Annotated in this window: 13 protein-coding genes and 2 other annotated features; of the genes, 4 read left to right on the plus strand and 9 right to left on the minus strand. The window is 38.5% G+C overall.

What is annotated here, in order from left to right; all coding sequences use genetic code 11:
• Window positions 1–25: 25 nt before the first annotated feature.
• The 4 genes from EGX95_RS21460 to zapA are packed head-to-tail and all read right to left on the minus strand — an operon-like array spanning window position 26 to window position 4990.
• Window positions 26–2386, minus strand: a complete 2361-nt coding sequence (locus tag EGX95_RS21460; protein ID WP_000893744.1) for an endonuclease MutS2 — start codon at window positions 2384–2386, stop codon at window positions 26–28.
• Between the two features lie 19 nt (window positions 2387–2405).
• A complete protein-coding gene (gene polX / locus EGX95_RS21465) occupies window positions 2406–4124 on the minus strand; it encodes a DNA polymerase/3'-5' exonuclease PolX (RefSeq protein ID WP_000867556.1) in 1719 nt (572 codons plus the stop codon).
• Between the two features lie 55 nt (window positions 4125–4179).
• The gene (locus EGX95_RS21470; RefSeq protein ID WP_000565413.1) at window positions 4180–4719 is read right to left on the minus strand and encodes a CvpA family protein; all 540 of its coding nucleotides are present in this window, start codon (window positions 4717–4719) and stop codon (window positions 4180–4182) included.
• A 1-nt stretch (window position 4720) separates the two neighbouring features.
• Window positions 4721–4990, minus strand: a complete 270-nt coding sequence (zapA, locus tag EGX95_RS21475; RefSeq protein ID WP_000082701.1) for a cell division protein ZapA — start codon at window positions 4988–4990, stop codon at window positions 4721–4723.
• 124 nt (window positions 4991–5114) lie between these two features.
• Here zapA and rnhC point away from each other — a divergent pair, with 124 nt between their 5' ends.
• From rnhC to EGX95_RS21490, 3 genes are all read left to right on the plus strand, one after another.
• Complete coding sequence (gene rnhC, locus EGX95_RS21480; RefSeq protein ID WP_000071600.1) at window positions 5115–6050, plus strand: ribonuclease HIII; 936 nt, start codon at window positions 5115–5117, stop codon at window positions 6048–6050.
• Between the two features lie 116 nt (window positions 6051–6166).
• A complete protein-coding gene (locus tag EGX95_RS21485) occupies window positions 6167–6436 on the plus strand; it encodes a hypothetical protein (protein ID WP_000925558.1) in 270 nt (89 codons plus the stop codon).
• Window positions 6433–6684, plus strand: a complete 252-nt coding sequence (locus tag EGX95_RS21490) for a hypothetical protein (RefSeq protein WP_000994761.1) — start codon at window positions 6433–6435, stop codon at window positions 6682–6684. The genes EGX95_RS21485 and EGX95_RS21490 overlap by 4 nt, the downstream gene beginning before the upstream one ends.
• Window positions 6685–6723: 39 nt before the next feature.
• Here EGX95_RS21490 and EGX95_RS21495 read toward each other — a convergent pair whose 3' ends face one another.
• From EGX95_RS21495 to EGX95_RS21515, 5 genes are all read right to left on the minus strand, one after another.
• Window positions 6724–6858, minus strand: coding sequence for a YuzL family protein (locus EGX95_RS21495; protein ID WP_000039587.1), 135 nt, complete (start codon window positions 6856–6858; stop codon window positions 6724–6726).
• A gap of 92 nt (window positions 6859–6950) precedes the next feature.
• Window positions 6951–8342: an asparagine--tRNA ligase gene (asnS, locus tag EGX95_RS21500; RefSeq protein ID WP_000432166.1), complete on the minus strand. Its 1392-nt coding sequence runs from the start codon at window positions 8340–8342 to the stop codon at window positions 6951–6953.
• A 52-nt stretch (window positions 8343–8394) separates the two neighbouring features.
• Window positions 8395–8646, minus strand: a binding site (T-box leader).
• Window positions 8647–8891: 245 nt separating this feature from the next.
• Entirely contained in the window at window positions 8892–11312 is a 2421-nt protein-coding gene (pheT, locus tag EGX95_RS21505) for a phenylalanine--tRNA ligase subunit beta (protein WP_000498169.1), read from the minus strand.
• A gap of 18 nt (window positions 11313–11330) precedes the next feature.
• Window positions 11331–12365 carry a phenylalanine--tRNA ligase subunit alpha gene (gene pheS / locus EGX95_RS21510; protein ID WP_000388219.1) on the minus strand — a complete coding sequence of 345 codons (1035 nt, stop codon included), beginning with the start codon at window positions 12363–12365 and terminating at the stop codon, window positions 11331–11333.
• A gap of 43 nt (window positions 12366–12408) precedes the next feature.
• Window positions 12409–12637 (minus strand) — a binding site (T-box leader).
• 48 nt (window positions 12638–12685) lie between these two features.
• On the minus strand, window positions 12686–13483 hold the full coding sequence (locus tag EGX95_RS21515) for a TrmH family RNA methyltransferase (protein WP_001993769.1): 798 nt from the start codon (window positions 13481–13483) through the stop codon (window positions 12686–12688).
• Window positions 13484–13565: 82 nt separating this feature from the next.
• Here EGX95_RS21515 and sspI point away from each other — a divergent pair, with 82 nt between their 5' ends.
• Window positions 13566–13775, plus strand: a complete 210-nt coding sequence (gene sspI / locus EGX95_RS21520) for a small acid-soluble spore protein SspI (RefSeq protein WP_000009513.1) — start codon at window positions 13566–13568, stop codon at window positions 13773–13775.
• Window positions 13776–13856: the final 81 nt, after the last annotated feature.

Consider the following 13856-nt stretch of genomic DNA (forward strand, 5'->3'; position numbering starts at 1 on the left):
GGTTTCCCCTTTGTTTCGTTGTTTTCTATTTTAATTCGACAACTGTTACGCCTAGGCCTCCCTCGCCCATGTCACCGTAACGGAATGTTTTCACACCGCGGTGCTTCTTCAAGTAATCTTGAACACCTTGGCGAAGTGCTCCTGTTCCTTTACCGTGAATGATTGATACGCGAGGATAGCTTGCAAGCTGGGCATCGTCTAAATATTTCTCGACGCGCGCCATTGCATTTTCAAATCGTTCACCACGAAGGTCAAGTTCTAGCGAAACATGATAGTCTCTACCCTTTACTGTTGCAACTGCTTTTTTCTCTGTTTGTTTCGGTGTATTAATGTATTCCATATTAGATTCTTTTACTTTCATCTTCAGAATACCGATTTGTACGCTCCACTCTGTATCGCTTACTTTTTCGAGTAATTGACCTTTTTGACCGAACGTTAATACTTTTACTTCATCACCTGCACGTAACTGTTGTTTCGGCGCAGTGTTTTTCACATTTACTTTTTGTTTTTTCACAAGCTCTGGTGCTGCGCCTTCTAGACGGCTCTTCGCTTCAATTAGCTCGTGATCTTTTACATTTGCAAGTTGGGCTTTACGCAATTGACGAAGTTCTTGAATAATGCCTTCTGCTTCTTTCTTTGCAGCTTCGACTTTTTCTTCCCCTTCTTTTTGCGCTTTTAACAATCGTTCATCACGCTCTTCGTTAAATTCAATAATTTGACGTTGTAATTCACGATGCAGTTTTTCAGATTGCTTACGAAGTGCTTCTGCTTCGTTCCAGTCACGCTCTGCATTCTTTTGACTTTCTTCTAACTTCGCAATCATATTTTCAATTTTGTTTGTATCTGTACTAATGTGATTGCGTGCTTGCTCAATGACGCGATCAGATAATCCAAGACGTTTCGAAATTTCAAAGGCATTACTACGCCCTGGTACACCGATTAATAATTTATACGTTGGGCTTAATGTATTTACATCAAACTCAACGCTCGCATTAATAACTTGCTCACGATTATATCCGTATGCTTTTAATTCTGGGTAATGCGTTGTAGCAACAACGCGAGCACCGCGGTTACATACTTCATCTAAAATTGAAATGGCTAGTGCAGCCCCTTCTTGCGGGTCTGTTCCAGCACCTAATTCATCAAATAAAACTAAGCTTTCAAAATCAGCTTTTTCTAAAATATCAACAATGTTCACCATATGTGAGGAGAACGTACTTAAACTTTGTTCAATCGATTGCTCATCACCGATATCAGCAAAGATATTTTTGAATACACAAATCTCTGACTCATCCATTACTGGAATATGAAGGCCAGATTGCGCCATTAATACACAAATACCAACTGTTTTCAGCGTAACTGTTTTACCACCTGTATTCGGTCCTGTAATAACAATTGTCGTGAAATCTTTACCTAGCATAATGTTATTTGGCACAATAATTTCTGGATCGATTAGCGGATGACGAGCTTGTTTTAAATCCATGTAACGCTCGTTATTTACGATTGGTTTCGTTGCTTTAATTCGCTTCGCATAGAAAGCTTTCGCAAAAATGAAGTCAAGATTTGCAACTACTTCTACGTTTGATAAAACGATATCGGCTTCTACTGCCACTTCTTCTGTTAACATTAATAAGATGCGTTCGATTTCTTGTTTTTCTTTCACACGTGCTTCTTGGAGCGCGTTATTTAACTCTACAATGACTTGCGGTTCAATAAATAACGTTTGTCCCGAAGCTGATTGATCATGAACAATACCGCCATATACGCCGCGGTATTCTTGTTTTACTGGGATTACGTAACGTTCATTACGAATCGTTACAATTGAGTCAGACAGCATCTTTTGCGCGTTTGAAGAACGCGTCATATTTTCTAACTTTTCACGAATACGGCTTTCCGCAGTACGAATTTGAGTACGAATACCACGTAGTTTATCACTTGCGCTATCGACTACTTCACCACCATCACCGATACAATTTGTGATTTTCTTTTCTAAATCATATAAAGATACAATTTGAGCGACATGAGTTGCTAAAATGGGAAGCTCGACACCATTATCAACCATATCTTCAATGAAACGTTTCATATTGCGACTACCATACATCGTATTCGCAATATCAAGTAGTTCATTTGGACTTAACATACTTCCAATCTTTGCACGCTTCACATTGGAGCGAATATCCGTAATACCACCTAATGGCGCACTACCTTTTAAACGAATGACTTTCGCTGCTTCATCCGTTGTATCTTGCATCTCTACAATTTCTTCAAAATCAGTGCTCGGCACTAAGTTCTTCACTTTGTCACGACCAAGTGAAGATGCTGTATGTTCAAGTAATTGTTCTTTTACTTTATTATATTCTAATACACGCAACGTTCTTTCTAACATGTTGCAGGTCCCCCTTGTGTTACTTATTACGTTTAATATAGTCTAATAAACGTTCAATATCCCACGTGTTAATCACGTTATCTTTTTGAATCCAACCTTTACGTGCTGCCGCTACACCTGTTTCCATATCTTCTAACATTTCAAGTGTATGAGCATCCGTATTAATCGCTACTTTTACACCGGCATCTTGTGCTTGTTTTAATAATTTTGCGCTTAAATCTAGACGGTTTGGATTCGCATTTAATTCTAAAACTGTATTTGTTTCTTTTGCGAGTTCGATTAATAAGTCTGTATCTACACCATAACCCTCACGGCGTCCAAGAAGACGTCCTGTCGGATGAGCAATCATTGTGACATGCTTATTCTCTAGCGCAGCACGAAGACGTTTCATAATCGTTTCACGGTCTTGTGAGAAGCTAGAGTGAATTGCTCCAATGACATAATCTAATTCAGCTAATACTTCATCATCAAAATCAAGCGAGGCATCCGGTAAAATATCCATTTCAATTCCACGTAAAATTGTAATGTCTGGATACTTTTCATTCATACGTTCAATTTCTTTCGCTTGTTCACGAAGGCGCTCTTTCGTTAAACCGTTCGCCACTTTCAAGTATTGTGAGTGATCCGTAATTGCCATAAACTTATATCCACGAGCACGGCACGCTTGTACCATCTCTTCAATTGAAAAGGCACCGTCACTCCATGTTGTATGCATATGTAAATCACCTTGTATGTCAGAGAACTGAATTAAGTTAGGATACTCTTTAATTAATTCAATTTCTTTTCCATCTTCACGCACTTCTGGCGGGATAAATGGAAGACCGAAATGAGCAAAGAATTCTTCTTCCGTCTCAAATGTTTTCACTTCACCTGTTTCCAAGTTCTCTACACCGTACTCACTAATTTTCTCGCCTTTATCTTTTGCGATTTGACGCATTTTTACGTTATGGTCTTTGGATCCTGTGAAATGGTGAAGAGTTGTAATAAACTCTTCTGGTTTTACTAAGCGAAAATCAATTGAAATATCATATTCATATTGAAGACGAACAGAAACTTTCGTATCCCCGCTCGCGATTACTTCAATCATATTATCAAATTGTAGTAAATGCTCACGTACTGCAGCTGGTTCTGTCGTTGCAATAATAAAGTCTAAATCTTTTACTGTTTCACGAACACGGCGCAAACTACCAGCGCGAGAGAAACGAATTACCTCAGCAATATTCGACAATTTCTCCTCTATTTCCCCGGCAATAGGCAATACCATCGCGATTGGTAAACGCTCTGGACGAGATCCTACTTGATCGATTGCTTCTAATATTTTCTCTTCTGTTTTTTTGCCGAAACCAGCTAAAGCTTGTACTTTATTTTCCTCACAAACCGCTTTTAGCGATTCCATATCAACAACACCAAGTTCTTTATATAACTTAGCTACCTTTTTACCACCAAGGCCTGGCAATTTTAATAACGGTAATAAGCTACTTGGCACTTCTTGTTCAAGCTCTTGTAATACTTCAGATGTTCCCGACTCTATATATTCTTGAATAACTGCCGCTGTTCCTTTTCCAATGCCCGGAATCTTCGTGAAATCTTCAATCTCAGAAAGACTACGATCATCACTTTCTAATGCTGCTGCCGCTTTACGAAATGCAGATATTTTAAATGGATTCGCGCCCTTTAGTTCCATAAAAAGCCCGATTGTCTCTAATAATTTGATAACTTGTTTTTTATTTACTTTCATCATTACCCCGCCTTTCTTTCATAGAAAAAAACTTCTCTTTCCGAAAAAAGAGAAGTTATACTCTGCTACCTGTCTGCCATAGTTCCTTCACCTTTTCAGAGAGAATCGGTGTATCGTCTACAATTATTTTGCTAATTGATGATTGTTGTAATGGTGTTTGTAATTGTTCAATCGGAAGAATGTTTCCAATGATAATTAAGACAAACAAAATAATATATACTTCTAAAAATCCGAGGAGTGCCCCCGCAAACGCATTTACTTGCTTTAAAACCGGTATTTCTGCAAACATATTTAACAAATTACCAAGTAATGAAAGTGCAATTTTTGTAATAATAAACAATATGATAAACGCAAGCGCTTGATAAAATACTGTCTCAATATTATTTGCATCAATCCATTCTGGAACAGATACGTTTTTATCAAATGGATACGGAATAAATTTCGCAAGTGCTGGCGCTAAATCTTTACAGTACCAGTATGCAACAAGGTATGCGATAATAAAGCTTGTTAACTTTACAAGTTGCAGAATAAACCCTCTGCGTAAGCCGAGGAAAAATCCCATAACAAGCAGTAAAATGATAATAATATCAATCATGTTATTCCATTCCTTTTTTTGTCATACTTTCTTTCAATTTCTCATGTTCTTCTTTTAATTTTATGTAATCGTGTATGACGTTTACCGCCGTCAATACCGCTAGTCTACTCGTGTCAAGCGAAGGATTCTTGGCATTGAGTTCGCGCATTTTATCATCCACAATCGCTGCTACCATGCGGATATGACTTGTACTTTCATCGCCAACAACTGAATATTGCTGACCATAGATTTCTACATTAATTCGACTTTTCTTTCCCTTTTGTTGTGACAACTCACCGGCCTCCAATCACGTACAGAATCCTAAAGTTTATCATACCATGAACCTTCATAATATGGAAACAGAAAGAACAATCCGATATGATAAAAATAACAATATAAAAAAAGGGGTGACCATTATGTCAAATTCTATCGTAATTCAAACAAATTCTACAGTAATTGAAGACATGAAACAACAATATAAACATTCGCTTAGCCCGAAAACTCCACAAGGCGGAATCTTCATGGCAAAAGTGCCATCTTGCACAATCACAGCGTATAAATCTGGAAAAGTAATGTTCCAAGGTGGACGTGCTGAAGCAGAAGCTTCTCGTTGGCAAACTGTCTCTCAAACACCGAAAACAGCTGTAAAAAGATCTGTTGATTCACACCGTTATGCACCGCCTGCTTCCATCGGTACAATGTCGATCGTAGGGTCAGATGAAGTGGGGACTGGTGATTTCTTCGGACCGATGACAGTCGTTGCTGTATATGTGGATGCGAAGCAAATTCCACTACTAAAAGAACTTGGTGTAAAAGACTCTAAAAACTTAAATGACGAACAAATTACTGCCATTGCAAAACAACTTCTACACGTTGTTCCTTACAGCTCTCTCGTTCTTCATAACGAAAAATATAACGAGCTATTTGATAAAGGAAACAACCAAGGTAAACTAAAAGCTTTGCTACATAATAAAGCTATTACAAACTTATTAGCTAAAATGGCACCTATAAAACCTGAAGGCGTCTTAATCGACCAATTCACACAGCCTGATACATACTACAAATATTTAGCAAAACAAAAACAGGTACAACGTGAAAATGTTTACTTCGCAACGAAAGGCGAAAGCGTCCATTTAGCAGTAGCCGCCGCCTCCATTTTAGCTCGTTACTCATTCGTAAAACAATTTAACGAACTAAGCAAAAAAGCTGGTATGCCCCTTCCAAAAGGTGCAGGTAAACAAGTTGATATCGCCGCCGCTAAATTAATTCAAAAGCTTGGTAAAGAACGATTACCTGAGTTTGTGAAACTGCATTTTGCTAATACGGAAAAGGCGTTTCGCTTACTAAAATAGTATCGACAAAAACAGGAGCCTACAAACTCCTGTTTTTTGTTTTACCCTACTATTATCCTTATAGTTTTGTTATAATTATAATATACAGATTATTCTAACATAGGAGGGGATCCCTATTGCTACTTCTACAAATGATTCTAAATATTTTACTAGGTAATCCACACGAAAGACAGTTCGAAATTAGGGAAAACATTCAGCTGCTAAGTGAACAACGAGCGTTCAACGATTTAATAGAGCGCTATGGCCGATCTTTCTTATTAAACTTTCGGATTCGAAGATTTATCGGGAAACACGATGCCCGCTTGTTAATACATAATCCAGCAAAACTACAACACTTCTGTGAGGAACTTGAATGTATGATTAGAAAAAGGCGGTCTTTCATATGAACGCTGTAAAAGTTAAAAAGGTACTTTATGCATCCGTACACATCGTAGGTCCTCTTTCTTATCTCACTATTTCTACCATTTGGGGCGCTTTTTTCACTACTAAATCTACATTTGAAAATATATCTGATAATCTTGGCGTGATGGCCATCTATTACGTGTTCATGAGTTTACTGTGGTTTTTCTATTTCGATCGATTAGACAAAGATGTAGATACTATTACAAAAGAGATTCATGATAAAAAGATGTAACACATAAAAAGGAGAGTCGCCAAGACTCTCCTTTTTATGTTAGCTTTGTTTCTGCTTCTTATTAGATGAAGGTACTTTATGAGAACCTGTTTCATGTGTCGTCGTTCCTTGTCCTTCTACTTCTGGAGAACCGAGGCCCGATCTTGAATGATCTTTTTTCACTTTTTTACTCATTTATATTCACCCCTTCGCGTTACTTTTTGCTACGAGGCAGTAAACTATACAAAATAAAAAGCGAGAGGAAATCCTCTCGCTTTTTTCATATTTTAGAATTCAGAAGAACCTGGAGTTCTTGGGAATGGAATTACGTCACGGATGTTAGCCATACCAGTGATGTACATTAGGAAGCGCTCGAAACCTAGACCGAATCCAGCGTGTTTTGTACCGCCGTATTTTCTAAGTTCTAAGTACCACCAGTAGTCCTCTTCTTTCATGCCTAATTCTTTAATTCTATCTACTAAAACGTCCATTCTTTCTTCACGTTGACTTCCGCCGATTAATTCGCCGATGCCAGGAACTAGAAGGTCAGTAGCAGCTACTGTTTTACCGTCGTCATTTAAGCGCATGTAGAATGCTTTAATGTCCTTCGGATAGTCAGTTACGAATACAGGGCGTTTGAAGATTTCTTCTGATAAGTATCTTTCGTGCTCTGTTTGTAAGTCAATACCCCATTCTACTGGGTATTTGAAGTCAGCACCTGATTCTTGAAGTACTTTAATTGCTTCTGTATAAGTGATACGACCGAAGTCAGAGTTAATTACGTTGTTCATACGCTCTAAAACTGTTTTATCAACGAAGCTGTTGAAGAATTCCATTTCTTCTGGTGCATGCTCTAATACGTATTTCATTGCATATTTCAGCATATCTTCTGTAAGGTTCATTACGTCACCTAGTTCAGCAAATGCAATCTCAGGCTCAACCATCCAGAACTCAGCTGCGTGGCGAGTTGTGTTTGAGTTTTCTGCACGGAATGTAGGTCCGAATGTGTATACATCACGGAATGCTAATGCATAAGCTTCAGCGTTCAGCTGTCCACTTACTGTTAAGTTTGTTTCTTTGCCGAAGAAGTCTTTTGATTCATCAACTTGTCCGTCTTCGCCTTTTGGTACGTTGTTTAAATCTTGCGTTGTTACGCGGAACATTTCGCCCGCACCTTCTGTATCACTACCAGTAATGATTGGTGTGTGAACATGTACGAATCCACGCTCTTGGAAGAATTGGTGAATCGCAAATGCTGCGATAGAACGTACGCGGAACGTTGCAGAGAATGCATTTGTTCTTGGACGTAAGTGAGCAATTGTACGTAAGTATTCAAACGTATGACGTTTCTTTTGAAGTGGGTAATCAGAATCTGATAAGCCCTCAATATCAATTTTTTCTGCTTTAATTTCAAATGGTTGTTTCGCTCCAGGCGTTACAATTACTTTACCTTCTACTTTAACTGAAGAGCTAAGTGGAAGTTTTGCAATTTCTTTGAAGTTATCTAATTCTGTATCGAAAACGATTTGAACGCTTTTGAAGAAGCTACCGTCGTTTAATTCGATGAAGCCAAATGCTTTTGAATCACGTAAATTACGAATCCACCCTGATACTTGTACTGTTTGACCTGCGTATTTATCTGTATCTCTATACAGACTTTTTACTAATGTGTTTTCCATAGTGAAATTCTCCTTTGCTGATATATTTAAATACAAAAAAACCTTTCATCCATAAAGGGACGAAAGGTTAAACTTCGCGGTACCACCCAATTTGTCATAAAGACCAACTTTAACTCGTATGTAATACATACTTCCCGGTTTGTAACAGGCCGGATTCCCGTCTAAGTCTACTCTTGAATACAAGATTCAATTTCGGTTAGCAACTCCAAGGTGTTCTTCACATATACCGCCTCATCAGGCTCTCACCGTCCCTGACTCGCTTTGGATTATAGTATATACTACTTTTCCTTATCATCGTCTTTCATTTTGTTAAACTAAAATTAATGTACTACATTCGAGAGAAAGATGCAAGATGTCGGAAAATATATCAGCGATTTTTGTAATATATCGATCGTAACTCCAAATATATCAGCGATTTTTATAATATATCGATCGTAACTCCAAATATATCGGCGATTTTTGTAATATATCGACTTACCGACATTTTCCGACATTTTCCGACAACCAATCCAATAAAAAAATTGCCGGAATAAATCCGGCAATTTCTTATTACTTACGTAACTCCGCACCAAATTTCTCTTCTACCGCTGTTAACACGCGGTTATGTGCTTCTGTTACTTCTTCATCTGTTAACGTACGCTCTGGATCGAAGTAGTTCATAGAGAATGCAAGTGATTTCTTGCCTTCTTCCATTTTTTCACCTTCGTATAAGTCAAATAGCGTTACGTCTTTCAGAAGTTCTCCACCAGCTTCAGCAATAACTTGCTTCATTTCGCCAGCTTTTGTTTCTTTCGTTACGACAACAGCCATGTCACGTGTCATAGATGGGAAACGTGGAATTGCTGAGTAGTAAGTTTCTTCAGCGTCTGCACCGAATACTTTTACAAGAGATAGTTCGAATACGAATGTATTTTTCACATCTAATTGTTTTTCTGCTTCTGGGTGCAATTGACCGATGAAACCAATTACTTCGCCTTCTAATACGATGTCAGCTGTACGACCTGGGTGCATACCTTCACGTTTTGCTGGTGCATATGTGATTTGGTTTGAAACGCCAAGTACGTCAAATAGACCTTCTAGTACACCTTTCACAACGAAGAAGTCTACTACTTTTTTCTCACCTTGCCATGCATGGTGAAGAGCAAGACCTGTCATAACACCCGCAAGATGTTGTTCTTCTTTCGGAAGTTCTCCTTCTTCTGTCGGTAAGAAGATAGAACCTACTTCGTATAAAGCAACGCTATCGTTTTTACGAGCGACATTGTATGAAACTGCTTCTAACAATTGTGGCACTAAGCTTAAACGAAGTTGGCTGCGTTCTTCACTCATTGGAAGTGCAAGAGCTACAGGCGCTTTTTCGTTTGGCTCCACCATATATTGTTTCGCTTTGTCAGCGCTTGTTAATGAATACGTGATTGCTTCATATAAACCAGCACCTTCTAAGAAGCGACGTACTTTACGACGTTTCGTTTGTGCTGCTGTTAATTTACCACGAGTCATTGTTCCAGAAGGTAATGTAACTGGAATGTGGTCATAACCGTATAGACGGCCCACTTCTTCTACTAAGTCTTCTGAAATTGTAATATCAGGACGACGTGCTGGTACATTCACGTGGAATGTTCCTTCTACTTCTGTGAATGGGAATTTCAAGTTTGTGAATATTGTACCCATTTCACTCGCAGAAATATTTGTGCCTAATACTCGGTTTACTTTTTCAGCAGTAACAGATACTGTACGCTCCTGTACTTGTAAGTTATCAACTTCTACGACACCTTCAAGCGCTTCTCCGCCAGCATATTTCGCCATTAAAGCGGCTGCGTGTTGAATTGCTTCAAATGTACGTGTTGGATCGATTCCTTTTTCGAAACGTGCACTTGATTCACTGCGAAGACCTAAGTCTTTTGATGTACGACGTACTGTTTGACCTGCAAAGTATGCAGACTCAATTAGAACGTTTACTGTCTCATTTGTAACTTCTGAATCCGCTCCGCCCATTACACCAGCAACAGCTAACGCTTTTGTGCCGTTTGTAATAACAAGGTGGTGGCTTTGTAACGTACGTTCTTGATCATCTAACGTTTCAATTTTTTCGCCTTCTTTTGCAAGACGAACAACGATTTCTTTTGAACCTAATTTATCGTAATCGAATGCATGTAACGGTTGACCGTATTCCATTAGAATGTAGTTTGTAATATCAACTACGTTGCTAATCGGACGAATGCCAGCTGCCATAAGGCGAGTTTGCATCCACATTGGTGATGGACCAATTTTTACGTTCTTCACCATTTTTGCAATGTATAATGGATTTTCTTCTTTCGCTTCTACACTTACAGAAATGTAATCGGCAGTTTTTTCTGCTGTTTCTTGTAAGTCGATAGCTGGAAGTTTTACTTCACGGCCGTAAATAGCAGCTACTTCATATGCAACACCTAACATGTTTAAGCAATCTGCACGGTTTGGTGTTAAACCAAGCTCAAGTACTTCATCATGTAAGTTTAAAATTTCAAGTGCATCTGCACCAACTTCAGCGTCACTTGGGAAGATGAAGATACCATCTGCGTATTCTTTTGAAACTAACTTTCCATCAATGCCAAGCTCTTGAAGAGCACAAACCATACCGTGAGAAGCTTCACCACGTAGTTTTGCTTTTTTAATTTTGAAATTACCAGGAAGTACAGCGCCAACTTTTGCAACTGGTACTTTTAAACCTTTTGCAATGTTAGCAGCACCACAAATAATTTGAACTGGTTCTTCTTCGCCGATGTCAATTAAGCATTTGCTTAACTTATCAGCTTCTGGGTGTTTTTCACATTCTAATACGTGACCAACTACAACACCTTTTACACCTTTATTTAATACTTCAACACCTTCTACTTCAATACCACTTTTCGTGATTTTGTCTGCTAGTTCTTGTGCCGTTACATCTTTAATATCTACATACTCTTGTAACCAACGATATGATACGAACATACTTATCCTCTCCTTCCCTTACGCTCGTTTGAATTGTTGTAAGAAACGTACATCATTTGTATAGAAATGACGAATGTCATCTACGCCGTATTTCAACATTGCGATACGCTCTGCGCCCATACCGAATGCGAAACCTTGATATTCTTTTGAATCATAACCAGCCATTTCAAGTACGTTCGGGTGAACCATACCTGCGCCTAAAATTTCAATCCAACCAGTTCCTTTACAAGTGCCGCAACCTTTGCCGTGACACATCATACAAGAAATATCCATCTCTACAGATGGCTCTGTGAATGGGAAGAAACTTGGACGAAGACGGATTTCACGATCTTCACCGAACATCTTTTTCACGAATACTTGCAGTGTACCTTTTAAGTCACTCATACGAATATTTTTATCAATTACAAGACCTTCAATTTGCATGAACTGGTGTGAATGCGTCGCATCATCGTCATCACGGCGATACACTTTACCAGGACAAATAATTTTAATTGGGCCTTTTTCTTTATTATTTTCCATCGTACGTGCTTGCACAGAAGATGTATGTGTACGTAGTAACGTTTCTTCTGTAATGTAGAATGTATCTTGCATATCACGCGCTGGGTGATCTTTCGGTAAGTTTAATGCTTCGAAGTTGTAGTAGTCTTTTTCTACTTCTGTTCCTTCCGCTACTTCATAACCCATACCGATGAATACATCTTCAATTTGTTCAACAACAGCTGTTAACGGATGGTGACAACCTGTTTCAACAGGACGACCTGGCAATGTAACATCAATTGTTTCAGTTGCTAATTTCGCTTCAATTACTGCTTTTTCTAAGTTGCTGATTTTGTCGTCTAGACGCGTTTGAATCGCTTCACGTACTTCATTTACTAATGCTCCCATACGTGGACGCTCTTCTGCTGATAATTTTCCCATGCCGCGTAATACTTCTGTAATTGGACCTTTTTTTCCTAAATACGCTACGCGTACGTCGTTTAAGCCTTTTAGCTCTTTCGCTTCTTCAATAAGCTCTAACGCTTTTTGCTTTAGCTCTTTTAAACGTGCTTCCATTTGGAACCCTCCTAATTTTAAAAATAAAAAAACCTCGCTCCCAAAAAGGGACGAGGTAAATTCGCGGTACCACCCTAAATTGACAGAACATGTCTGCCCACTCATTAGTTATAACGATCAATTCTGACCGGAACGCCTTTACATATACATGGTCCTGGCGTCAACTCCAGAGGTGAATTCACTTCCGTCTACCATAAGAATGCTTTCAGTCTACGGCATTCTCTCCCTATATGGCGATTTTGTAAGCTACTCTTCTCTATCAACGTTTTTCGTTATTTAACTTTTAATATAATGTACTTCAACTTATTATAAGAAGTTTTTTATTTGTTCGCAACCGGGCTTTGCAAATAATACGTTAAAATCCCTGCTGCAACTGCAACATTTAATGATTCTGCCCCGCCGTAAATCGGAATATACAAGTTTCGATCCGTTTTTGCAAGAATTTCTTGGCGTACGCCGTTTCCTTCATTTCCTACAATTAATGCAAAGCTACCAGCTGGTGTTACTTCCCCGTACGGAACTCCATTTTCAAGAGCTGTTCCATATACAGGAACGTTATTTTCTTTTAGCTTGTCTACCCATTCTTCTAAGTTCCCTTTTACAATTGGTAAGTGAAAAATAGAACCTTGTGTAGAACGGAGTACTTTACTATTATAAACATCAACACAACCTTCTCCAAGCACAACGGCATGAATACCAGCTGCATCAGCTGTACGAATAATTGTCCCTAAGTTACCTGGGTCTTGCAGGCCATCTAATAAAAGAAACTTCCCATCAGCAAGAGCTACTTCCTTCTCATGCTTTTCACAAACAGCAAATACACCTTGCGTCGTTTCTGTTTCACGAAGTACTTTTACGATTGCTTCCGGTACGATATACATTTCTACATCATTAACTGTCCAATCTTTCGGAAGGTCTGTCTGATCTGAAACGATAAGTTCTGTTACAACTCCTGCTTTTAAAGCTTCCTCCACTAAATGGAATCCTTCTACAAAAAATAAACCTTTTTTATCGCGCTCTTTCTTCGTTTGCAGCTTTTTCCACTGCTTCACACGCGGATTTTGTACTGAATCAATGTTTTTCATAATATGTATTTCCCTCTCTTCTTGTCTTATCATTATAGCCTATTTTTCATACATATTTACAGAAAAAAGAACAAAAACTAACGTCAGTTTCAATTCTGAAGAAGAGGTGAAAACAATGAGTTTTAATTTACGCGGTGCTGTATTAGCAAATGTATCTGGTAATACACAAGATCAATTACAAGAAACAATTGTCGATGCAATTCAAAGCGGTGAAGAGAAAATGCTTCCAGGTCTTGGTGTCTTATTTGAAGTCATTTGGAAAAACGCTGATGAAAATGAAAAGCATGAAATGTTAGAAACACTAGAGCAAGGATTAAAAAAATAAGCAATTTAAAAATCACCTTTGCATAAGCTAAGGTGATTTTTTTCTTCTCCTAAACATTTCTACTTTACTAACGCTACTCGA

The sequence above is a fragment of the Bacillus sp. FDAARGOS_527 genome, assembly GCF_003812125.1.
In the GTDB taxonomy this organism is placed as follows: domain Bacteria; phylum Bacillota; class Bacilli; order Bacillales; family Bacillaceae_G; genus Bacillus_A; species Bacillus_A paranthracis.